Origin of the sequence: Yersinia similis, from assembly GCF_001053095.1 — a bacterium.
Lineage (GTDB): Bacteria > Pseudomonadota > Gammaproteobacteria > Enterobacterales > Enterobacteriaceae > Yersinia > Yersinia similis.
Genome location: NZ_CGBP01000029.1, coordinates 1 through 24,378, shown reverse-complemented (window position 1 = coordinate 24,378; position 24,378 = coordinate 1). Strand labels below are relative to the sequence as shown.

Sequence of the window (24,378 nt, the reverse complement as noted above, 5' to 3'; positions counted from 1 at the left end):
GGTGATAAATGGAAAACCAAATACTGACACAACTCTATGGTCGAGGTTGGGCTTTTCCACCGCTGTTTTCCTTGGAAAAGGGCGCAGTGATGGCTGAAGGTGCGGAGGATGTTCGGCAAAGTTTGCAAATTCTCTTCAGCACCGAGCCAGGAGAGCGCCTGATGCGAGCAGATTATGGCTGTGGATTGAATGATTTTATGTTTGAAAATATCCGTAACGAATTGATAGCTGAAATTGAGTCACGTATACAAGACGGCATTTTACGTTACGAAACCAGGGCTGATATTACGGATATTCAGGTCAGTCAGTCTCTCAATAGAAGTAATACGTTACAGATGCGGGTTGCTTATCGTTTACGCGGTAGTGAAATTAACCAGAAAATTCAAGGCTCGCTTGCTTTGGCTGAGGGGAAAACTGCGGAGGTGGCATGAGTGAAGCTATTGTGATTGACGGGGATTTGTTGATGTTTGAGCCTATGTTTGGCGCTCGTTCGGTAACGGTTATCAGCCCAGGGAAAATAAGGGGTACTGGCCATGCGCAGATAAATGGGAAAAAAACTTGCATTTTAGGTGATGAAAAAAATGTGCGAATTCCAGCAACTTATACAACTAATACCCACGTAATTCCAGGCTCGGGTACGGTTACCATCAGTTCATTGGACAGCAGCCAACAGGTTCGACACTGTACCAGCGGTGCGCCCTTGATTGTCAAAGGGCAACAATTTACCGCAACATTTTTAGTGGAGGCTCCAGCAACGTCTCCCAATATCGAGCCAGATAATACCCTCGATTCGTCAGGAAAAGGGCGTTTTATTACTCAACAAAATTTTGCCACTGTTAATTAAGTTAGCAGCCTAAATCAACAGCATTAAAAATGGAGTGAATAGTGGTTTATTCGCTGAGGGTGCTCTGTGCTCTAAAAACACAGGTGATATTATGGAATTAATTGAACTAAATCATAAATTGTCAGAGTTAGTGCCATATTCCAATTTCAAATTGGATAATAGAAATAGTTTTAAATTACTTGAAGCCATTAAAGAATATACTCATAACATCCCTTTTAATAATGATGGTGGATTTTGGGATGATTTTTTCTTTATGTGTGAAAATGAGCCAGAAAAACTGGCTAAATTATATCTGGCGGAAACTGATAGTGATGGGGAATTACTGCCCCACCAAGCCTTTATATTGGCTATTTTGCAAATTCTGGAAACGCCTAGGGCATTATTAAATATCTTACCTGGGGCACACCGAAGTCTGTATTATCGGGATCTATTAGGTTTATCCTCCCGTCAGGCACAACCCGATCAGGTCGCCCTGTCTATTGCATTAAATCCAACAGTGACTGAAAAATTGCTGGTGAAAGAGACCTTATTTGAGGCGGGTCAAGATGCGCTAGGTAATCCATTACACTATGCACTGGATGCCAGCTTGCTGGCCAACCGCGGTTATATCAGTGATCTGCGTTGGTTACGGCAAGATGAATCTGAACAATGGTTCATCGCGGCCCCGTTAGATGTTCAAGATCAAGTTGAATTACCGGCTACGGGTATCCGATTATTCAGTGAAACTGTAGGGGAGCGGCCTGTCGTTAATGGCTGTTTGATCCAGGCCGCACTGCTGGCAATGGCCGAAGGCGAAAGAGTTATTACTCTGGCCTTTGCGCAACCCGTTACCGCTTCGCAATTTGCCTCGGTAGAAATCAGTAGCGGTGATCGGTGGCTGGCATTAACGCCGGTGGTGACGTCGCCTAAGGTAACATTCACGCTTTCCGATCAGGAACCGGCAATCAGTGCTCCTGATAATCTTGATGGTCTCATTTTTGAGCAACCGGTCCTGCGGTTACAAGTGGCGAAAGGCCAGCAATTGCCAAAGGTGGTAACCGTCAGCGTTGAGCAGCGCCCGGTAGAGGGCGTTGATAGCCTACCCGAAGTAAAAACAGCGACAGCTGCGAATATCCTTTTTGACTTATATTATTTAACGCCGTTTGGTTACAGCCTGAGCGCTGAACCGGCGCAGGAAGATCCCTCTCTTTATTTAGGTTTCGCTGATATAGAACCCGGCCAGACACTCTCGTTGTATTGGAAGTTAAAAAGCCCAATGCAACCTAAGGTTGACTGGTATTACCTCAATCAAAGTAACCAGTGGGCCGCTTTAAATGCCTGGGTAGACGATGGTACTCAAAATCTGTATCAGGATGGAGGTTGGAGCCTGGTTCTACCTGCAGATGCGGCCAATCAGGCGAGCCAAATGCCAACTGACCGTTATTGGCTAAAAGGGGTGGTTAGTGTGCCTGCTCAAGAAGGCAGTTGGAGAAACTACCCGCTATTACAAGGTGTTATCTATAACGCGATGACGGCAACGCTGATCAATGCCACGACCATCAGCGATAGCCATTTTTTACCCGCTTTATCTGCCGAGTCTATCCAACGAACTGTTGAACCTATTCCGGAGGTGTCCTCTGTGGTTCAGCCTTGGGCATCATGGGGTGGGCGGATGGCGGAATCTCATGGTGAGTTCTTTGACCGTGAGGCCCAACGTCTCTCGCACCGTAACCGAGCGCTGACTTGGGGCAATATGGCCACCCTGTTAAAAGCGCGTTATATCAGCATTTTTGACGTTAAATACCCCACTCATGATGAATTAACCCAGGTGTCAGCGTCAGAGCAACAACAACTGACGGTGATCCCGGCTAACCATTATAGCGATAGCGATGACGCTTTACGTCCGGTGCTTAACCCCGCTCGGCTAGCGGAAATGGCCGACTGGTTGGAACAGCGGGACTCGCTTTGGGCCTCTATTACCGTTACTAATCCGAGTTATATCGATGTGTATATCAATTATCAGGTGATTTTCACCTCGGGCGTTAACCCAGATTTTGGCTATCGCCAGCTACGGCAAAGCCTGAGTGAAACATACATGCCCTGGAGTAGCAGCGAGCAGCGAGCGGTGATTATGAACAATAACATTGGCTACTTTCAACTGCTGGCAACGATCCAGCAACACCCACTGGTTGAGCGAGTCACTCATCTGACCTTACAACGGGAAGATACGATTATTAGCCCCAGTGAGACGGCATCGGTGAATGCAGAAGATAACGAGGTGCTGGTTCTGGTCTGGAAAGACGATGACATAGCGCAACGCCGAGGGAAAAACCATGAGTAATCAGGATCCACTGTTTCACCTCGTTAAAGAGGATATTCATTTCGACACATTAGTGAGTCAGGCTCATCAGGTGGTGGAAGAGCACGCAGGGAAGTTGTGGACGGATACCACAGAGCATGACCCTGGGGTGACAATGCTTGAGGGGTTCAGTTACGGGGCCTCTGATCTAGCCTACCGTCATACACTGCCGCTACAAGATTTACTCACACCAGAATCTACCCGACAGCAAGGTGGGGGGGTTTTCCCCGCAGAGTTTGGCCCACACCGTGCGCTAACCTGTGGCCCGATCACCGCTGATGATTACCGAAGGGCACTGCTGGATTTACACAGTAGTGATTGGCCGGCAGAAACAGCCCATGATGACGGCGATTTTTTATTCCGGAATGTGCAATTAGTACGTGAACCGGAAGACCAGCGTTACACCTATTGGTATGACGCGGAGAAAAGAGAATACAGCTTTGCCAGCACTGATGATGCGGAAAAGCTCACCCTACGGGGTAATTACTGGTTGTATCTGGAGCCTACTCGCCAAACTCAACTTAATCTTGCTACAGCGAAAGAGCAGCTCAGCGAATTTTTGGCGGAAAACCGCAATATTGGTGAGTCGGTCAGTCACATTATCTGGTTGAAGCCGGTTGATTTTCCACTTTTACTGGATATTGAACTGGATGATGATATTCAGAATATCCCCAGTGTATTTGCCAATGTATATACCAAGGTAGAACAGTATCTGATGCCCAGAGCATTGCGTTACAGCCCGGAATCGCTGCAACAACAGGGTATGAGCAACGATGATATTTTTGAAGGGCCGCAGTTGAAACATGGCTGGATCCCTGAATTACCGGCAGGCCAGGATTATACCGAAGGCGTCACCCTTAATTTGAGCCAGCTAGTTAATAGGTTGCTGGACATTGACGGCGTCAAAAATGTTAGCCGCATGATGCTGGGTAGCAGTGACGATAATGCTCAAATCACGCCTGTTGCGAATGAAGCCTGGTCATGGCAAATGAGCGCTGGGTATTATCCACAACTGTGGGGAGTGGACCCGATTAACCAATTGGTACAACCTGAGGGGCCTCTGCAGGTGATGGTTAAAGGGGGGATCAACGTTACGGCCACTAAACAGGAGATTATTGACAACCTGCCCCATGTACCTGTTATCCAAAATCTACCGGTTATCTTAGGTTATGGTCAACACCGTGATGTGGGTAGCTATTATCCGGTCAGTGATACGTTGCCGCCGAACTACGGTTTACAACAGTCATTGTCGACGCTGCCTGAGTCAGAACGCTTACGGGCACTGCATCAATTTATGCTGCCGTTTGAGCAATTACTGGCGAATGGTTGCCAACAGTTAGCTATGTTGCCACAACTACTGGCTTTTCAACGTACAGGTACCCGGGTATGGGGGGAACAGTGGCCCTTTAAAGCGGGCTCCGTGAATGATGAAGCTCATCAAACTTATGCCATAAACTTAAAAAACTGGATGAAGGGAGTTGCGCAAGATACTGAACAGGAACTGAATATTATCAATTATCTGTTAGGTTATTTTGCTACGCAACGAGCGCCAAATACCTTTACCATCAATGCCGATGATTTCCTTGCCGTGCAACAAGGCTACCTGGCGCAGCAGACGGTATTAACCTACCATCGCGATAATATTCGTGTTGACCAGGTGTCACCGTTACAAAAACGTATTGCTGCCCGCATGGGATTGGGCAAGAAATTATTTCATTTACAGCCCAATTTAAGCGAGTTGCCTTTCTATCTGATTGAACACCGCGCATTGTTACCTATCAAACCCAACGCAGAGTTTGATGGTGAACAACAGCCATCTTCGGTGCGGATCGAAGATGGAGATAATGGTCAACACTCTCTGGTGATAACCCAAACAGGTATTAACGATAAGTTGACGCAAGGGCAAGTCGTCAATCTGGTGTTGTATGAGGGGGATGCGGACGACAATAAGTTCATTTTACGTGGGCAAATGATTGTTAAGATCCAGGGTGATAGTTTCTGGCTGGATACCAATAACAGTACACAATTGCAAAACAACTTAGAGCGGGTATTAGCGGTGGCGAATGCTGGCAGGTTGGCTTGGCAAAATAGCCCAGTGTGGTTAGAGGATATGAGCTACCGCTTAGCCTATGCCAGTGATCAGGAGCAACTGCCGAATAATCAGCGGCGGTTAACCCGAACCCCGCAGACCCCCTTCCCGAGCCTGATTAGGGTAGGAAGTGAAATAACGTTAACCAACAACCTTGGCCTGGGCAATAGGGTGCGGGAAGCCACGCCGCAGCTTTACGCCAAGGTGATCAGCTTTGATCGTATTCAAGGTACGCTGGTGGTTGAACGTCAGGATAATTCCACTTTAGATTTCCCCAGTCTTAAAGATGATTGGCGTTACCATTGGCATTTCTCTGGTGATGAATATGGGCGTACTGACCGATTCTCATTTGTCATTAGCGCGGTGATGAATAGTGACTTAATTGAATCACCCAACGTGGACCCGTATAAATTAGAGAAGTGGGTTAAAGATACTATTATCACTGAATTACCCGCCCATATTTCTATGATCATCCATTGGATGGGGCACAATCAGTTTTTAAACTTCGGCAGTACTTATCAACGTTGGCAGAATAATGGTACCCCATTGGGTGATACCTCTTATTCTATTCTGGAAAGTCTAACGTTAGGGAAAATGCCCTCTGGTACAACGGGTATTGGTACTATGCGTATTGCTACCGAGGCTCAGCGCACCGACGTTGTTGGTAGCGAGGAGAACCAGTGGAATGAAAACATGATAATTCAGAATGAATTGTACTATATACCACAAGAACGTGATGAATAGCCCATCCTATTAATTAAATTCTATTAAACTTATTTATGGAGTTAAGCATGAAAGATACGAATATTTTAAGCACTGACCAAGAACAGAAAGTATTAAAGAGGGGAGCAGCGATAGAGATAACAACGGATCATTTAAAAGAAAGGTTTAAAGAGGGCAGTATTCCCCTGCAAACAGATTTTAACCAATTAATTGATATTGCGGATGTGGGGCGTAAAGCGGTTGGTTTGGCCCCCAGGGAAGAAGGAGACCCAGGCCCCGGCCCCGGCGTCGGGCTACAATTGGACAGTACAGAGCGTTTGTCAGTAAGGCTAAAAACTATCAGCGGGTTAGCGGTGGATAGTAGTGGCTTATCGGCTAAACCCGGCAGAGGGATGGAAGTCACCACTGAGGGTATCCGTATAACAGAGGAATTCGCTTTCCAAAAAGGAATGATTCTGATGTTTTCAGGCAGTATCGTTCCAATAGGTTGGTTGTTTTGTGATGGTACCAATAATACACCGGATTTGAGGGACCGATTTATTGCCGGGAGCACTACAATCAACGCCGAAGATAGCGGTGGCAGCACTGATAAATTATCCGGTGAGAGGGCAAGTAAACAATATGAAATATTGACAACTAAAGTAAAAACAGGTGTTGACGCGACGGTGATGCCAATGGCTTTAAATACCAAACAATTACCTGAGCATTCTCATTATGATGGAATGAGATATTACCAAAATCTAGGTTTCTCAAATTATTATAGCCAAACTATGGAAAATAAAGAAAGAAGCATGCTTAAGAATACCATCGATAATGTGATTTCATATGACAAAAATAATGGAGGAGATGTTATGGCTTATCTATTTGAGACGTCAACATCCGGTAAGGGTGAGGAGCATACTCATAATATTTCCATCGTAGAACCAGCTCATGGCCATTCAGTGAATATGGTGCCGCCTTATTATCTTTTGGCTTTTATTATGAAAGCATGATTTGACTGTTAGTTAATAGCAATGAGCGTAGAAAGACTCATTGCTACATATTTATAAAAACTCATATGTGAGGTAAGCTTACTCAATGAATCAATCTAAGCTTCCAATGAAATCTCTAGTACATAAAAATAAAATAGTCATTGAAACTTTTAGCATTAGTAGTGATAAGTTAATTTCACAAATTTCTCATTTATTCCATGAGAAACTAAGTGAGATTATTAAAGGGCAAGTCCACAAGCTTACATTAAATAGGAAAGCTGATTTATTCCTCGGTTGTATTACTCTGGACCTGGGGGACATCAAAAGTAACGTATTTGAAACCCAACTGGCGGATAAATTAGCCATAGCATTAGAAAAAGAATTATCAGCCTATTATGACGCTAAACCTACGTTTTCATCCGATAAAGTCAGCCTGCAACCCGGGGGGTTATTCGGGAGCCATAATGTAAAAAATAGAACATCCGTTCAATCTGAACAGCAGTCCTTAGCGGATCCCTTTCCTGGGCCAGTGCGAGGGCAGGCATTGATAGCTGCGGTTGATCACTATTTACAACAAGGTGACTGGCCAGCGGCATTAAATCCGCGCTCCCCCATGGATACCGGCAACAGCAGGTCGATGACGCAGGATCTCTGGCACCACATCCATCGCCAACCACCGCAGTGGTTACCCATGCTGGCAAAACACTGCTTAAAACCGTTGGGACAGCGGCGTTTGGCGATGATTCTTCCACCGGCGGCACAGCAGGCACTATGCTGTTTACTGGCCGAAGATAGCCTGGGGTCAATCGCTATGGCAGCGCAACTCAGCCATGAATCAATAGTTACGTCAGCACAATTAATTACTGCGGCGGAGCACTATTTTAGCAACCAAAGTGCAGTGGCAAAGGATAACCCTGAAGCTATATCGACTCAGCCAAAATGGCTGCCACAAAAAACGCCATCAGCCGTGTCAGGTTTAACCCATGGAGTAGAAATAGATATCTCAGATTCTAGCCTTGTCACTACGCTAAGATCAGGAGAGGTTTTGGCGGTTAGCAATGCGGGCTGTTTGATTTTTTGGCCACTGCTATCAACATTTTTTAGCGTTTTTGATTTGTTAGAAAAGCAGGTGTTTATTCATCAGCAAGCACAGATAGAGGCGGTATGTTTGCTTGATTGGCTCATCTGGGGGGATGACGAAATATCTGACGGGCGACTGTCCTTGAATAAAGTGATTTGTGGCTTACCCATTCATTTCGATACGGCATGGCGTACACCGGCGGCGGAACAAAAAGTCTTGATCAGAGAATGGTTAGAAAAAATCCGACAGCAGCTTCCCGCCTGGAAACGAATGGGGGCCAAAGATATTCGTACTCTATTTCTCCAGCGCCCAGGCGAAATTATTTGGCTTGATGGTGCGGTGGCGATTGGGGTTAACCCAGAAGCTTATGATGCGTTGATCAATACCTGGCCGTGGCCGATGAATATGGCCTGTTTTAACTGGCTGCAACAACCATTGAGTATTCAATGGCTATAACGTATTCCACTTAATATTCCTAGCCGAGTAAATATATGACACTCTCTTCAGACTTTCAGCCTGTCTTTAATCAGCATAACGAGTGCCAATTATCGCTGCTATTTCGCGAACTGGAACGCATAGATCTTGCTTTGCAGGATTATTGTTATCGCCTCGACAAACCGCGACACGATTTGTTTAATGAGTTTTTGTTAAGCGAAGAAGAGGTAACCGCGCGAATTAACCAACCCATTGGCAAACCTCATTGGGCGGCAGTCACGCAGACGGTAAAGATCCCCCTGGGAAATAAACATTCAGCGGTGGCAGAAGGTTTAACTAGCCTGATTAACCGCTTTAAACTCACTGACTTTGAGCGAGACACCTTGTTATTGGGTTTATTACCTCATTTTGATAAGCGCTATTATGGGCTGTTTTCTTTGATTCAAGGGGAACAACAAAGTCAGCTACCCAGTTTTTCATTGGCATTAGACTTATTTTGTTATTCAGAAATGGAGAAGCGGGCGCAGCAAGCCAGCTTCTTACACCGGGCACCTTTGATCGGTTGTCAGCTAATATCGATTGATAGCAATAAAAAAAACCTGGCATGGAGCCAAACCACTTTTATTGCCGATAGTGGTGTTTACCATTTTTTACTTGGGCATCATTATCTGGCTCCGGCATTAACACAGTGTGCTGAATGGTCAGCGCCATCGGCACTGCCCTTTTATCCTGCAAGCTTAAAACAATCGCTGGAAGCGGTGTTATTAACTGAGGGTATTGAACCTCGTCCGGTTGTATTCCTGCGAGGAATGATGGGGAGTGCCAGGGCTTATACTGTCGCTAATATCTTTGCATCAGAAAATCGACAGACTCTGTTGGTTGATATGGGGAAATGTACTGAGAACGATGACAATGCAATATTAGTACGGTTAAAACACCTGCTGCGGGAAGCCAGGATGTGGGGAGCGGGTATGGTAATACGCAACCTGGGCGCATTGATGGAGACGAATACCTCACTACTTGAGTCCTTATCCGAATTATTGAACCAGCCGGGATTAAGGGTAGTTTGCTTGGTTGAACCGTATTCTCCACCACTATGGCTAAAAAAAACGCCAACATTGCAAATAAAAATGCCGATCTTTACTCATGAGGAAAAAATTCAACTGTTAATTACCCAGTTGCCAGATAACCGTTCAGCAGATATTGATCCCATCATGCTAAGCCAGCGTTATAACTTTAATCCGGAAAGTTTACCGCTTATTTTGCAGGAGGCAGAACTCTATCAGCAACAACGTAACTCTGCGGATATATTGCAACAATATGATATTCAAAAGGCATTAAATTTACGTACCCAGCAGAACTTTGGTCAGTTAGCGCAAAGAATTACGCCGAAGCGTACATTAAGCGATCTCTTGGTATCAGATAATATCATGCAACAATTACACGAGATCTTCACCGCAATTAAATATCGGGAAAAAGTATTAGCGAGCGGTTTTAAAGATAAGGTTAGCTACGGCATAGGGATCAGTGCGCTATTCTACGGTGATTCAGGAACGGGGAAAACCATGGCAGCGGAAGTGCTCGCCAATACCATTGGTGTGGATTTAATCAAAGTCGATCTCTCAACGGTAATTAATAAATATGTGGGCGAAACTGAAAAAAATCTCTCCCGTATCTTCGATTTGGCGGAGTTGGACGCCGGCGTTTTATTTTTTGATGAAGCAGATGCATTATTCGGTAAACGCAGCGAAACTAAAGATGCTCAGGATAGACACGCTAATATTGAAGTGTCTTATCTGTTACAGCGCCTGGAAAGCTATCCTGGTCTGGTTATTTTATCTACCAATAATCGCAATCATTTAGACAGCGCTTTTAATCGTCGCTTTACCTTTATTACACGTTTCACTTATCCGGATGAGGCATTACGACATAAAATGTGGCAAAAAATATGGCCAAAAAACATTAAGGTTTCCTCTGATGTGGATTTTAGTCAATTAGCTCAGAGAGCGAATATAACTGGAGCTAATATCCGGAATATCGCCTTGTTGGCCTCATTTTTTTCCGGAGAAAATGAAAATCAAGAAGTTAGTCATATTAATATCGAGGCTGCCTTAATGCGTGAGTTAGCCAAAACAGGCCGACTCGCCATTTAATGTTTTAGTGAAAAGTTAGCGAGAAATTAAAATAGAACCATTTTAAACATTCAGTAGTTATAACTAACTTAGAGGATTTAGCATGTCGAAATATAAAACAATAGTCGAAGTGAATAAAGCCATGGAGACTATGTTGCGTGAGTATCTGAATAACGAAGTCGCTATTCGTTTTGATTTACCGGATGTTGATGCCGCACAGTCTGACGCTGTGGTAAGTGTATTTCTTTATGATATACACGAAGATCTACAACTTCGCTCCGCTGAGTCTCGCGGGTTTAATGCCGAAGCGGGGCGGTTATTACCCGGTTGGGTCAATATCAAGTGCAATTATCTGATTACGTATTGGGAGTCTACCGGGCCGGCTACAGATGCCAGTAGCCCGGATAGTCAGCCAGACAATCAGGCAATATTGGTCATGTCTCAGGTACTGGATGCGTTAATTAACAACCGCCAATTGACAGGTATTCCTGGAGCCTACACGCAGGTTATTCCACCCAAAGAAAACCTGAACAGTTTGGGGAACTTCTGGCAGTCATTAGGTAATCGGCCACGTCTTTCGCTTAATTATTGCATTACCGTGCCGATTAGCCTGAGTGATAAAAAAGATGAAGTGACACCGATCAAGTCATTATCTGCCAACATCGAGCAAAAATCCCGCATATAGTTATGTAATTTTATTTTTGGTTACGTCGTGATGAACAGGAAGTTAGAGTTCGGAAACGATCTGCCTTTATCAATCGTCTCTTTAATATGGGGGCGATCTTAACCTAAATATTTTTTCACTGAACAAAATTATCCAATTAAATGATTTTCAATAAGTCAGTATTCTTGTTGGTTGTCATTGTAGTGATGCAGTCGTTGTTTTTATTAAAGGTATTGGTATTAGAATTAAAAATTAGAACGAGACAGATTAGAGTGGATGTGACACGATTATATTATGTTCGTATGATAATCATTGGAATAAGATGATATCACAATGTTAATAGCTTAATTAATGATCGTTAATCTGAATTTTTCTATAGGATGGTATTTTTACATTTAATATTGGCTATTTTTAATGTACTTTTCACTTAAGGTAATAATTAATATAAATAAAATGACCTTGCTTGTTTTAAACAAGTTGCAGTGAAAGGTTTTTACTATTAACGGACTACCTACAGCAGCCATAAACAATGTGTAATAATATGGAGGTAATAGTGTTTATTTCAAAGGAATTATTGAATTTCATTACGGTTGCAAATGTTAAGTCGTTAGGTAAAGCTTCTGAGTTGCTATTTGTTACGCGGTCTCCCATTTGCAGAAGTTTGAAAAAATTAGAACATACTCTGGGTGTTAAGTTGTTTATTAGAAAAGGGCAAGGTCTTATCTTAACAGAAGATGGCATTATCTTATATAATAAGGTTTTCACGCTATACTGTCAGCTTGATGAATTACAGAATTTATACAGGCGAGAGCGATTATCTTTAATCGAATATAATTGATATTATCATTTATTTTACAAGAATTAATCTATGGGCGTTAAGATAGCGTTTCTAACGCTCAGTGCAGTTGCTATCGAGGAACATATATATGAACTCAATGGGAGTATTCACTAATTCCTTGCAATTAAGATTGGCGTCATATTTTATCTCCAAAAACGACAATAAACTATCCTCATTAATAATCTATATTGATTTATTATATATACCTTAAACTATTGAGTATTATCGGGAAATAAAAATTGGTTTGCGAAAACCATCAGTTTTATCTATTGGGATACGATGGCTAATAGCTACCAATGATTTCCCAGGCTTGCTCCACAAATAGACAGTTGTGCATCGAGTAGGAAACCGCAAGAGTTAGCATCAAAAGTGAATGCGGCTAAGCCCGGCTCTAATAATGAGGAGGGGCCTGACTGGGTAACCGGCGGGTCTACTCACCTCAAACTCCCTCAATAGACACCCCTAGGCTATATTTGACCGTTACATTATAATTTGGTCTGGTATTGTAACTTTGATACCCAGTGCATGTAACTTCTGGCGAAAGTCTTCGCTTAGTCCCGCATCTGAAATAACGTGACTGATTAAATGTGTCGGCCCAAGGGGGTGAGGATTGATCTGGCCAAACTTCGTACTATCGGTGAGTACGATATTGGTAGCCCCTTTATTCAACGCACAATTGACCACATCGGCACGTAACATGTCACGTCCGGTAAATCCGGTCTCAGACCTGAAACCATCAATACCTATAAACGCTTTGCTAAAATGAACATGTTCTAACACCAAGCGCGTTAATGAGCCTACCATGCTTTCGCTACGTTTCTGGAGGATGCCTCCAAGTAAAATGACTTCACATTGGGAATTGCGAAGTAAATTTGCGATATAAGAACTGACAGTGACTATCGTTAGATTTTTCTTTTCGCCTAATAATCTGGCGAGGATCGCATTCGTACTACCACTTTCGATAAAAATGGTTTCTCCATCATCAACGATTGAGGCCGCATACTCTGCAAGGCATTTTTTTTGATGAAAATTACTCATCATCCGAGTCTCAACATTGTCTGTATCAATAGCGACAGCAAAGCCATGTACACGTCGCAAATAATCTCTCTGCTCAAGATGATTAAGATCCTGACGAACCGTAACAACTGAAACTCCAGTCAATTTAGCCAGTTCCGCAACAGTGACTTTTCCTTTTTCAATGACGTTTTGTAGTATCAATTGTTGTCTTGCGTTCATATTTTCCCTGTCAATATGCTCAAAATGTTAAAATTAAGATCCAAAAACTCACAAGAACACACCTCTAACTTTTCGAATTCATTATCCATAAGAAACAAAAAAAAGGAAATAAGAAATTACAATTCAATTCTTTAGAAATAAATTTAATTTTCGATCGAAAGATAATATGCATTTTATCCATTAATGTAATAAGGGTATGTTTTATTTCCAAGAAAATATGTCCAAGGGATGGGCGTAATGAATGAACTGGGAAAATCTGAGTAATTGCTAATTAATGGAATGGTTATCATTGCAGTAGTCATTAAGTGCCTATCAGACACTATCTGAAGCAATGCTGGCAAAATGGAAAAATAAAATCAAAAGATGAAGAAAAAATGGCGCAACAAGAAATATTGCCACGCCATTATCACTAATTACAGAGTATGTTCAGTACGGGTAATAATATCGTCCTGCGTATCCGGAGACAAGGCGGTAAAGAAAGCGGAATAACCTGCGACTCGGACGACCAGGTCACGATATTGGTCAGGATGTTTTTTCGCCTCTATCAGTGTCTCTCGCGACACGATATTGTATTGAATATGCCAGCCTTTATGTACCTCAAAGAAGGTCCGCAGCAATATCATCAGCTTCTGACGATCACTGGCATTCTCCAGAGTGGATGGGTTGAGTTTCTGGTTTAGCAGTACCCCACCAAGAATCGAACCAGTAGGCAGTTTACTCACAGAACTGATTACGGCCGTTGGCCCAAGGTGATCTGTACCAGAGGCTGGGCTTGCCCCTTCCGCCAGCGGGGTTTTTGCTTTTCGTCCATCCGGTGTTGCCATCGTCTGGGCGCCAAACGGCACATTAGCTGAGATGGATGACGTCCCTGCATAGTAGTTACCACCAATCGGGCCACGGCCATAGCGCGGATTATGGTATTTTTTAATCTCATCAATATAGGTCTGATAGGCGCGCACCAGTAGATTATCAACGGTATCATCGTCATTACCATACTTTGGTGCGCCATTCACCAAACGTTGACGCAATTGCTCATTTGTGAGTCCTTCAAAGTCATCTGACAGGGCTTTCGCTAACTCCTGTTGTCCAATCGTTCCTTGTTCAAAGACCAGTTTTTTCACAGAAGCCAGACTGTTACCCAGATTCGCGATCCCCACTTGCAGGCCGGATACCCAGTCGTATTTTGCTCCACCCTGTTTGATACTCTTTGCCCGTTCGATGCAGTCATCAACCAGCGCCGAGCAAAGAATATCATGGGCATTTTCTTCCAGAACGGTATCCACGACATACTCAATTTCGATGGATTTCCGAGTGTAGTAGCGAATTTGAGTATCCCACGCTTTCATGACTTCATCGAAGTGGTTGAAGTTGCCTTGTGAGAGCGCTTTTTCCTGAGGCAAGAAGACCTTCCCACTGGTAGCATCACGCCCCCCCTCCATGGCTGCAAGCATCACCCGTGCAAAGTTGATAAAGCTCATTCCTGTGCAGCGATAACCCCATTTGCCGCCAACAGCGGTTTCGATACAACCAATAGCTGCATACTGATAAGCATCTTCCGGTTCAATGCCCAGTTTAATAAATTCCGGGATCACGATTTCATCATTATTAAATGCTGGCATCCCAAAGCCACAGCGGATCACCTGAACACAGGCATCCAGGAAATCGTCGCTTATTCCGGCATGATAACGAACGCTCAGATTGGGCTGGGTGGAACGAAGGCGGCCACAGGACTCGAGAATAACGTATGAGAGTGGGTTCACGGCATCAACGGCTTCACCATTCACCAGATTTTGGCCACCAATGGTGACGTTCTGATATAGCGGACTACCCGCAGAGGCTTTGGAATGGGAACCTGAACGAATTTTATTCACTTCAAGCAATTTTAGCCAACAGCAATGCAGCATCTCAATCGCCTGCTCACGGCTGATATTTTGCTCAAGCTCTACATCGCGGCGATACAGTGGGTAGAGATACTGATCCATTCGTCCAAAGGATACAGAGTGGCCGTTGGATTCAATCTGGAGGATAAGCTGAATGAAGTAACACAATTGCAGCGCTTGCCAAAAGGTCTTCGGCGGTTCGTGAGCAATAATATCGCAGTTTTCGGCAATGGCGAGCAACTCGGCACAGCGTTCAGTGCGAGTCTCTTCCTTCGCCATTTTTCGGGCCAGATCGGCAAAACGTTTGATATGGTTGCTGACGGCTTCCAGTGTAATATCAATCGCCTTCAGGAACTGCTCACCATGCAAATCGTTTAATACAGTGAGGTTTATGCGGGAACGGCGCTCAGCTACCTTTTCACGCAGGCCATCTATTCCTTTTTCCAATACCAGCGGGAAGTTCACTGCCAGATGTGCATCTCCGGAGGTCATGTTCCCTTCGGCTTTAATAATACCGGTGGCCAGCAACTCTTTTTGCTCGTTGGTAAACATACCGTAGCAGCGATCCTGTACGGTCTGGCCACGCCACCATGGGCAAACCTCATGTAACACCCGTTTGTTTTCTTCACTGACTGAGAAACCCGCTCCTGAACGATCCGCCAGGTCATCGATCTCTTTTTCAATCCACGAGACGCTATATTCAGGGAAGATGGGCGCTGCGCGAACTTCACTGGCTTGGTTGCCTACGAGCAACTCATCATGTTTGATCCAAATCGTACGATTTGCCAGGTGGTAAGCTAATGCCAGAGCACGCCGAACCGGCATCGGCTTGTCCATGTTTTCCTGATATATCTGGGTGTAATGCTGCGCTCGTTCTGTGCAGACTGGCGGTTTGACAATATGTATCAGGATATTTTTATGGGCATTGATACGGGCACTTAAAGTATCGAGTTTCAGGGTAGTCATCATCTTATCCTCTTAAAGTAGCCCTCAGGCCTTTTTGTTGCGCGTATGACTGAGCAAAGGCCAGTAACTCCGGGCAGTCCAGCGGCTTATCTGGTGCGAAATAGGGTTGGTTCAACAACCGGTACTTATTCATGCCGAGTGTGTGATAGGGCAGAAAATGGATTTCGCTGACACCAAGCTCATCTGCTGTAAGGTCAACAATTTTTTTGATAGATTCCTCATCAGCATTGAATCCTTGAATAAGGGGAACACGAATAATCATTTTCTTACCCGCCGCGGCAACCCTGCGCAGGTTATCCAGTACTCGCTTGGCAGATCCCCCCGTCCAGTCACTGAATTTTTTTTCATCGACATGTTTCAGGTCGGCAAGGAACAGATCGATATAAGGCAGAGAAGGTTCAATATACCGCCATGGAACATGCAGACAGGTTTCCACCGCAGTGTGGATGCCCTCTGCATGGCTTTTACAGAACAACTGTTCCGCCAGTGTTGGATTCATAAATGGTTCCCCACCCGAGAGAGTTATGCCTCCCGAGCTGCGATCGTAAAACGCTTTATCGCGTCTGACCGTTGCCATAATGTCCTCAACCTCTTTTTCCTCTCCACTGACGGTTAACGCCTGAGTTGGGCAGCAATCTTTCAGAATAGTAATGTGCTCTGGCTGTATTTTTTCCCTGAAAATCAACAGGTCATTCAGTGTTCGTTCTATCACTTCGGGTACGGCTCTTTGACAAAGCTCACATCCATCGAGACAAAATCTCGCATCGAACAGGAGATCTTGATGGCGTGAACGACTCTCTGGGTTTTGGCACCAGCGGCAACCCAAGGAACATCCTTTTAGAAACACCACCGTGCGGATGCCGGGGCCATCATGTGTGGAATAACGCTGGATGTTAAAAATCATAAAATCGCCCTTTCATTTCGTATGAAGATTAAATGACTTTCGAAAGAAAGTAACTTTGACTTCAATCAATAAAAAGAGGCTGTTTATCGATATACTGAAAAAAATTTGCTAACCATCACAATTTTCCTCAGGAGCAAGTAATGGAACTTTATCTCGATACCTCTGATGTCGCTGCGGTAAAACGTCTGGCGCGCGTATTTCCACTGGCAGGGGTGACAACTAATCCCAGTATTGTTGCCAGCGGTAAAAGACCTGTGGATGTGGTATTGCCGGAACTCAGAGAAGCATTAGGTGGGAAGGGGCGTCTTTTTGCTCAAGTTATGGCCCCTCGTGCAGAACAAATGGTAGAGGAAGCGAAAAAGCTCCGTAAAATAATTAATGATCTTGTGGTAAAAGTACCCGTTACTGCAGAAGGGCTGGCAGCCATCAAGTTACTAAAAGCGGAAGGCATCCCAACACTGGGTACTGCTGTATATGGTGCGGCTCAAGGTTTATTGTCTGCACTTGCCGGTGCTGAGTATGTGGCTCCCTACGTGAACCGGGTTGATGCTCAGGGGGGGGACGGTATTCAGACCGTTAAGGATTTACAACAGTTGCTCACCCTTCATGCACCAGGAGCGAAAGTGCTGGCGGCTAGTTTCAAAACTCCACGTCAGGCATTGGAATGTCTCATGGCTGGATGTGAGTCGATCACTTTGCCGCTTGACGTGGCAGAACAGATTATTTCTGCCCCGGCAGTAGCTGCTGCTGTAGAGAAATTTGAGAAAGACTGGTTAACCGCATTCGGTGGTCTGTAAAAATAAAATGTAATAAGGCGCTACAAAACAGCGCCTCAGACGGCTGACAAAACTCAATAACGTGATCCTGAACAGTGAGGATATACGCACCCTGTCGGCACATTTGCTTTATCACGTAAAAGTCCTCTCTGCTCAGCATGCTGATGTCCTTTCTGGTGTAATAACCTCAAGGAAACAACAGGTTGGGTGGATCGGACAATCCAAATGGTGAATTGGGGGTGCGGATGTTTTCTTGGACTGTTTTAGTCTGTGTTCCCGAGCCTTCGCCGGTACATTCTGTGGGTGAATAACCGGTCTGCCCTGCAACTTTTGTGGCAGCGCCAGGCATGGGGGCAGTTAGCGGTGATGAGCGTGTATTGGGCACGCACTTTTATGGCCTGTGCTAAAAAGGGGGCTGTTGCATCGTGATATCCGCCATCCTATTTCCTTGAGCTGTAAGCCATACTCTATAGCCAGCCGTTTTCTTCGCTGTAAATGGGTTCGGTGTATGATGGAATCGTTTTCATAAAAATATAACCTATTGATTTAATGTTACAAAAATTTGAATGGGTTTATGTTATTTTTAAAATATCCTTGGGTTCAATTCTCTTGGATAAGATATCTTTATTTATTGCTATCGTTATCTCTGCCAAAACACCATCATTAATATCATTTTTATTGATTTTACTCACGGCGAGGACTGCATTCTCACCATTTGCTTCATTAAATATTTCATCATTACTATTTATTAATCTATTGATTTTTCTAAGTGAATATTCAGCCCGTTCTTCTATTTCTCTATTGAACTCTTCCGGGAAATAAAGTTGACTAATAAATGAATATTTATCCATCTCCTGAGGAGATGCTTTTGGTGGCTTGATGGCAAAATGAATATGAACAGCACGCCCGGCATAAAACCCAGGGCAGATACTGGTGAACCTAACAAGTCCATTACTATCAGTTACCTGTGAGCCTCTTAAAAAACTTTTATCATCGGTCATGTTGATACTCGCAACTTCTCCACTTGGTGCTTCTTTATCAGGGTCAACATAGCTCCATCCAGAATAATGCCCCCGAGCATTACAGTGCCATATATCAACGTAATAATATTCTAATGGGCGGCATGAATTTGAATCGATAACTGTTATTTTAAGGAGTAAAGGCACACCATTTTCATTTTCTGCTATGTTCCTTCTTATTGGCATATTGCTTTTAATATATGGGCCAGCCATTTGTTCAACAGATAAAGTACATGTTCCAGGTTGAGGCTTGGCATCTTTCTCTAATGTAACGTTCGGAGCAGAGAATGCACTAGTCACTACACCGGTAGCAACGACAGCAATCGATTTTTGTAAAAATGATCTGCGCTCCTCGCGATTAACTTGTGGCATTATTTTGTTTTTCATATCATAAAACTCCATTGATTTATATATTTCAGTTAACATTTACGTGTCAGAAATATCTAAGATATCCCTTCGGTTATCTTCAGGTTGAGTAACTCAGAACGAACATAATTAAATGAACATGTTCTTGAATTTATTTATAATTGTTTCTTCTTTATCTATTTTTATAAAGCCACTGATAACTTTCTAGTTTAAGTATTAGTGTTGAATTTATAATAGGGAAGGGACGTTTCGACAAAATGATCTATTGCTTAAAGGTAGGCTCTCTGATTATGCATGGCCTGAGAGCGGCTTTAATGCGCAACAAATCTTCGCTTTGTGGAGGGGGGAGGGCCGCCGAACGATCAAGGAGAAGCGTGCGGCGTTGGATAAGCCCTCGTCAATCGACTAACGCGATTGTCTGAAAATCCATTCGCGTATGAGGGAAATGGTATAGGCAATTCGCCAGGTATTGCGATGCCCACTGGCACCTTCGGTGGATTGCCGCTCAGGAATAACCGTACCTTCACGAAATGCCAAATAATCAATAGGGCTTTTTTCTGTATCTATTGTTTTTGGGGATGAAAAGGCTGTATTTCAGCTTGTTACCTGTTTTTTCATCATAAAACTCCAGCTGTTGAAAATCATCAACGATCAAGTTTTCCACATATTGAGTTGTCAACGCTTTTTCGCTAGCGGGAAGCGTATCACCACTGGCGGTATGAACTGACGGAAGGCGCAGTACAGTGGCCTGAGCTGTCCGGTAAACCGTATCATAGGCAGGAATATCGCCCGCATTAGCGGGGCCACCTTTTCCACTGGCAGATTCGTTACTGTTGTTTTTACTATTTGGTTGCACCTATTAAGCCAGCGTTGCATCCTTGCCACTCATTGATGCTGTTGCTGGTTGGCATGGCGGTAATGTTGAACAGGCTCTATACTCATTATTTTCGGACACTAAAATTTGCAGAGTCTAACTATATTTGAATGATTTCGATTTCGATTGCGGCTGACAATATTTTTCTTTTGAATTGATCAATTAAAACCATATCTACGCACCAAAATCACAATATTTTTTGAGTGGGAATTGTTTATTTACGATGAGAGTCCAACTCACGTTCTGTATTATATTCAATTGCTAAAAGACAAACTGACTGAGTTTGGAAAATTCATTAATGATATAGATCTCAGATAAGAAATTCACAAGGAGCTAGAGGAAAATAATCGAAAGAAGACTCTTTGCCGAACATTTGGTAAAAAAATGAGGGGAGATTGGACATTATATTAAATGCTACAGAAGTTCTACTTGCAGAAACAAGTGCACTTCTGTAGCATTTTCCTTTATTATTTTTGGTTTTTCCCTGGTATTGACTGGACTATTGTTGTCACCTGACTCAAGTAGCTAGGTTTTTACATCAACTTACTCTATTCATTATACGGGGACTGGTATGGGGCGGTAGTTGTACTAAGGTGCAATTTCCAATTGCACCTTAGTACAGTAAATGGAGAAAAGGAATGCATTCTGTTTTCAATAGGAGTAATGAGGTAATAGAAACACTTCGTGATTATATCGACAGAAAACTCACCATCTACGACAGTCCTAAATATACCTATATGGTGATCAATAAAAAAAATCCAGGCGATATTTTTATTGTCACTAGCTACCCAAATGAATGGGCTGAACTCTATACAACTAATAATTACCAGAATATAGATCCTGTTGTCCTGATAGCTTTCAGGCGGTTCTCTCCATTCTCTTGGGATGAAAATATCACGGTCCTTTCTGAGCTGAAATTATCAAAAATTTTCACACTCTCTAAGAAATATAACATTGTTAATGGTTTCACTTTTGTTCTGCACGATACAATGAATAATCTGGCGATGTTGTCACTCATTATGGACGATAGTGCTCTGAATGAAGTAGAAAGCAGAGTGTTGAATGATAGGGACAGGCTACAAATGCTCCTGATAGAAACCCATGAAAAGATGCTTACACTGAGTCAAAGAAATATGAATATCCAAGAACGTCAGGGGGTAGGTATGCCCGGTAAAGCCATTCTATCCCCACGAGAAAATGAAGTACTCTACTGGGCCAGCATGGGAAAAACCTATCAAGAGATTGCCATAATCACAAATATCACCCCCAGAACAGTAAAATATCACATAGGAAATGTGGTAAAAAAGTTGGGCGTAATTAATGCGAAGCAGGCAATCAGGCTTGGTGTTGAGCTGGAAATTATTAAGCCGATTCTGGCATAACGGGCAACGATATAGGCCATGTATTTAATACGGAACATGAATCCTGCAAACGCTGATTAACCTGTAAAAGCAGCCGTGCTTGATTGTCCCGATCTATCGGGAGATGCAGTAAGTATATCCTTTCTTTTTCGGTAATATGTGCTTCTTTAATCACCTCAACCTGCCAGCCTGATCGTTTAAGGATGGTCAACATCGCTCGGCTGACGATAGTGTAAATACCTGTGTATCCATTATGTCGGGAGTAATTAATAATCGATAAAAAGAATAAGTAGCTTATGGGGTAATGGCTCCCAAAAAGCAACTTGGCACGGGTTTTATCAACGAAGAAACGGCTCGATTCTATATAGCCCCTTTTAGGTAATACCACGTCATCGAAGAGTGCATTGAAAGTATGGGTGATCATATTAGGCAGGTGAAGTTCTATAAAACGGACACTGCAGATTAGTTGACCTTGGTAAATACCAAGGAGATAGCGCGTATCAGAATTATCATATTCATCAAACTCCATGCCGTTACTGCAATTCACCTCCCAGTTAAGACGATCCTTAAACGTCTTTTTCCTTAATTTATATAGGTCCTCAGACCGTATATCGGTCAACTCGTCGTATCTGACATCGAAAATTTCTAACATTATCTTTCCTGATATTTAACACTGCCAGTGTGCTATATGTTAAATTGAATTGTATTTCATCATCACAAAATAAGTTGTCACGCTAGGGAATAATTTTAGTGCTAATAGTTTTTGGAGTCTGTTAACTGGTGAACGAGTACGTCTACCTAATCTCAGAATCTACATTAACTTTACCATAACTTATGCCGTATAATTTAATCTATGTGAAGTGGAACACTAAATTTGGCTATCGATGTTACTTCTGTAAGCACACCCGTTTTAGTTCCACGTACTTTTTGAGATCTCCGTGTTTTCAGTCATCAGCCGGTATTCTTTCGGCGTCAAATTATTCAGGGATTCATGAGGTCGTTCGCTGTTGTATTCGTTCAGCCAGCGCTCTATGATTTCCCGCGCTTCATTCAGTGTCCTGAATGAGTGATCCACTACAACTTCATTCTGCGAACAATATAGCCTCCGTAGCTTGGGTGCTGACGTTGAGTTAAGGCGGTTTTTGGGCGCCCCGGTATGTAGATGTTAGCTTTGTGCGCCAACCAACTTTGAACTTACCGGGCAAGCGCCTTACTCTGATGTCATCCATGACAGACTGTCATCCCAATAAAAAACGCACCCAAGAGTGACGTTATCATCTCAATCTTGAACTGAAAAAATTGAAACGATGTTTGCTGGGTTAGGTGGACTGATATTTTAGGGTTGTGGCGTTGATTTCCTCAATTTTTGCATGCCACGCGGCTCCCAGTAGGAACGCCAATTCCAGTGACTGTGTTCGGTTAAGTCGAGGGTCACACAGAGTCAAATAACGGTATGCTAAATCGCCATCATCAATGTGCTGTAGCCCACCGGTACACTCTGTTACTTCCTCACCAGTCATTTCTATATGTAGACCACCGCTTTGTATCCCTTCGTCCTGTAACAGCATAAGAAAACGTTGAGTTTCCTCTACGATGTGGACAAAGCTACGGGTTTTATATCCAAAGCGGGTGCTACGAGTATTACCGTGCATGGGATCCACCGCCCAAATAATAGGGTGGCCACTCGCTTTTACTGCTCGCAGCAATGGTGGGAGTTTTTCGTTAACCTTATCGACCCCCATCCGGGTAATCAATACGATTTTCCCCGGCTGTTTGTGAGGGTCAAGGGTTGCTAGTAGTGCTAGCAACCGTTCCGTTGTCATGTTTGGCCCGCATTTGATACCGACAGGATTGGCGATCCCACGCAAGTATTCAATATGCGCACCGTTAGGATCGCCAGTGCGCTCTCCAAGCCACAGCATATGCGCTGAACAGTTGTACCAAGCGCCATCTTGTGTATCTTTACGCGTCATTGCCTCTTCATAGTGTAATAGCAAAGCTTCATGACTGGTAAATAGTGGGCGGTGGGCATAATCTTCGCGCACATGAAGATGGTAGCTAGAGTACAGTTTTTGCTGCAGTAGGTGAAAGTCGTGCTCCGTGCTACCGATTTCAACAACGCCAGTAGGCGCAGGGGAGAATAATTTCTCAGGGTAGTCAGGAAATGTTGGTTGGTTCATCGCCCGTAACAGGTTCATCGTGGCGGCCGCATGGTGGTAGGCACGGAGCATACGCTGCGGATCAGGGGTACGTCCTTGACGTGAAAAATCTGCTCCGTTAACGATTTCACCACGAAAACTGGGTAGAGTCACTTCGTCACGTGTCTCTTCCTGTTGGCTGCGCGGTTTGGCAAACTGCCCGGCAATACGCCCCACTTTCAGCACTGGTAGTGCGGTGGCATCATGGATCAGGCCAGCCATCTGTGCCATCGTCAGGCTGTGATCGCGGATATTTGTAGTCTGGCAGCCATCGAAAGACTCTGCGCAATCTCCACCCTGAAGTAGAAAAGCTTTTCCCTCCGCGACCAGTGCCATCTGCTGGCGGAACTGGCGGATCTCTGTGGCCAGTACTAACGGCGGGCTTAACCGCAATAGCTGCTCGTAGTACTGGAGGGAACGCTCATCCGGATATTCCGGTAGCTGGCTGGCAGGAAAATCACGCCATGAGGTAGGATGCCAGCCTTGTGAGATTGATTGTGGGGGGGTTATTCCCTCAACCTGAATCGGTACCCTTCGATATTCCTCAGATGTTCCCGCTAGTACATCAATATCTCGTTTAAGTAACATACTCACCTCTTTCAAAAAGTTAATCAAAGAGGGCTGTAATGGTCTAATCATTCCGGACACTTTGTTAGAGATATAATGAGCAACACTAACGAGGT

18 protein-coding genes and 1 pseudogene are annotated in these 24,378 nt (G+C 43.9%); 11 read left to right on the top strand and 8 right to left on the bottom strand.

What is annotated here, in order from left to right:
- Nucleotides 1-8: 8 nt before the first annotated feature.
- The 9 genes from AC971_RS17405 to AC971_RS25805 all read left to right on the top strand — a co-directional run bounded on the left by AC971_RS17405 (nt 9) and on the right by AC971_RS25805 (nt 12,115).
- On the top strand, nt 9-431 hold the full coding sequence (locus tag AC971_RS17405) for a GPW/gp25 family protein (protein WP_025381273.1): 423 nt from the start codon (nt 9-11) through the stop codon (nt 429-431).
- Complete coding sequence (locus tag AC971_RS17400; RefSeq protein WP_025381272.1) at nt 428-844, top strand: hypothetical protein; 417 nt, start codon at nt 428-430, stop codon at nt 842-844. Before AC971_RS17405 ends, AC971_RS17400 begins: the two co-directional genes overlap by 4 nt.
- Nucleotides 845-935: 91 nt before the next feature.
- The gene (locus tag AC971_RS17395) at nt 936-3,164 is read left to right on the top strand and encodes a baseplate J/gp47 family protein (RefSeq protein ID WP_025381271.1); all 2,229 of its coding nucleotides are present in this window, start codon (nt 936-938) and stop codon (nt 3,162-3,164) included.
- Entirely contained in the window at nt 3,157-6,015 is a 2,859-nt protein-coding gene (locus tag AC971_RS17390) for a hypothetical protein (protein ID WP_025381270.1), read from the top strand. Before AC971_RS17395 ends, AC971_RS17390 begins: the two co-directional genes overlap by 8 nt.
- A gap of 47 nt (nt 6,016-6,062) precedes the next feature.
- Complete coding sequence (locus tag AC971_RS17385; protein ID WP_025381269.1) at nt 6,063-6,986, top strand: tail fiber protein; 924 nt, start codon at nt 6,063-6,065, stop codon at nt 6,984-6,986.
- An 85-nt stretch (nt 6,987-7,071) separates the two neighbouring features.
- The gene (locus tag AC971_RS17380) at nt 7,072-8,502 is read left to right on the top strand and encodes a contractile injection system tape measure protein (protein ID WP_025381268.1); all 1,431 of its coding nucleotides are present in this window, start codon (nt 7,072-7,074) and stop codon (nt 8,500-8,502) included.
- Between the two features lie 35 nt (nt 8,503-8,537).
- Nucleotides 8,538-10,634, top strand: coding sequence for an ATP-binding protein (locus AC971_RS17375; RefSeq protein WP_025381267.1), 2,097 nt, complete (start codon nt 8,538-8,540; stop codon nt 10,632-10,634).
- Between the two features lie 82 nt (nt 10,635-10,716).
- Nucleotides 10,717-11,298, top strand: a complete 582-nt coding sequence (locus tag AC971_RS17370) for a Pvc16 family protein (protein WP_025381266.1) — start codon at nt 10,717-10,719, stop codon at nt 11,296-11,298.
- Between the two features lie 508 nt (nt 11,299-11,806).
- Nucleotides 11,807-12,115, top strand: a complete 309-nt coding sequence (locus AC971_RS25805) for a LysR family transcriptional regulator (protein WP_038401997.1) — start codon at nt 11,807-11,809, stop codon at nt 12,113-12,115.
- Between the two features lie 480 nt (nt 12,116-12,595).
- Here AC971_RS25805 and AC971_RS17360 read toward each other — a convergent pair whose 3' ends face one another.
- The 3 genes from AC971_RS17360 to AC971_RS17350 form a co-directional block, all read right to left on the bottom strand.
- On the bottom strand, nt 12,596-13,351 hold the full coding sequence (locus tag AC971_RS17360; RefSeq protein ID WP_025381264.1) for a DeoR/GlpR family DNA-binding transcription regulator: 756 nt from the start codon (nt 13,349-13,351) through the stop codon (nt 12,596-12,598).
- A 413-nt stretch (nt 13,352-13,764) separates the two neighbouring features.
- Nucleotides 13,765-16,197, bottom strand: a complete 2,433-nt coding sequence (locus tag AC971_RS17355) for a formate C-acetyltransferase/glycerol dehydratase family glycyl radical enzyme (protein ID WP_025381263.1) — start codon at nt 16,195-16,197, stop codon at nt 13,765-13,767.
- A gap of 4 nt (nt 16,198-16,201) precedes the next feature.
- Entirely contained in the window at nt 16,202-17,101 is a 900-nt protein-coding gene (locus AC971_RS17350) for a glycyl-radical enzyme activating protein (protein WP_025381262.1), read from the bottom strand.
- Between the two features lie 140 nt (nt 17,102-17,241).
- On the opposite strand from AC971_RS17350, the gene fsa reads away from it, so the two are divergent.
- Entirely contained in the window at nt 17,242-17,898 is a 657-nt protein-coding gene (gene fsa / locus AC971_RS17345; RefSeq protein WP_025381261.1) for a fructose-6-phosphate aldolase, read from the top strand.
- 551 nt (nt 17,899-18,449) lie between these two features.
- Here fsa and AC971_RS17340 read toward each other — a convergent pair.
- Both AC971_RS17340 and AC971_RS17335 read right to left on the bottom strand, forming a co-directional pair.
- Complete coding sequence (locus tag AC971_RS17340) at nt 18,450-19,283, bottom strand: intradiol ring-cleavage dioxygenase (protein ID WP_025381260.1); 834 nt, start codon at nt 19,281-19,283, stop codon at nt 18,450-18,452.
- 384 nt (nt 19,284-19,667) lie between these two features.
- Nucleotides 19,668-20,154: pseudogene (locus AC971_RS17335) on the bottom strand (hypothetical protein); the annotation flags it as partial.
- Nucleotides 20,155-20,774: 620 nt separating this feature from the next.
- Here AC971_RS17335 and AC971_RS17330 point away from each other — a divergent pair.
- The gene (locus tag AC971_RS17330) at nt 20,775-21,518 is read left to right on the top strand and encodes a helix-turn-helix transcriptional regulator (RefSeq protein ID WP_025381258.1); all 744 of its coding nucleotides are present in this window, start codon (nt 20,775-20,777) and stop codon (nt 21,516-21,518) included.
- Here AC971_RS17330 and AC971_RS17325 read toward each other — a convergent pair.
- The 3 genes from AC971_RS17325 to AC971_RS17320 form a co-directional block, all read right to left on the bottom strand.
- Nucleotides 21,499-22,149, bottom strand: a complete 651-nt coding sequence (locus AC971_RS17325) for an acyl-homoserine-lactone synthase (RefSeq protein WP_025381257.1) — start codon at nt 22,147-22,149, stop codon at nt 21,499-21,501. The two genes, AC971_RS17330 and AC971_RS17325, sit on opposite strands and share 20 nt — an antisense overlap.
- A 258-nt stretch (nt 22,150-22,407) precedes the next feature.
- Nucleotides 22,408-22,572 carry an integrase core domain-containing protein gene (locus AC971_RS23360; RefSeq protein ID WP_080985291.1) on the bottom strand — a complete coding sequence of 55 codons (165 nt, stop codon included), beginning with the start codon at nt 22,570-22,572 and terminating at the stop codon, nt 22,408-22,410.
- Nucleotides 22,573-22,816: 244 nt separating this feature from the next.
- On the bottom strand, nt 22,817-24,283 hold the full coding sequence (locus AC971_RS17320; RefSeq protein WP_025381256.1) for a 3-deoxy-7-phosphoheptulonate synthase: 1,467 nt from the start codon (nt 24,281-24,283) through the stop codon (nt 22,817-22,819).
- Nucleotides 24,284-24,378: the final 95 nt, after the last annotated feature.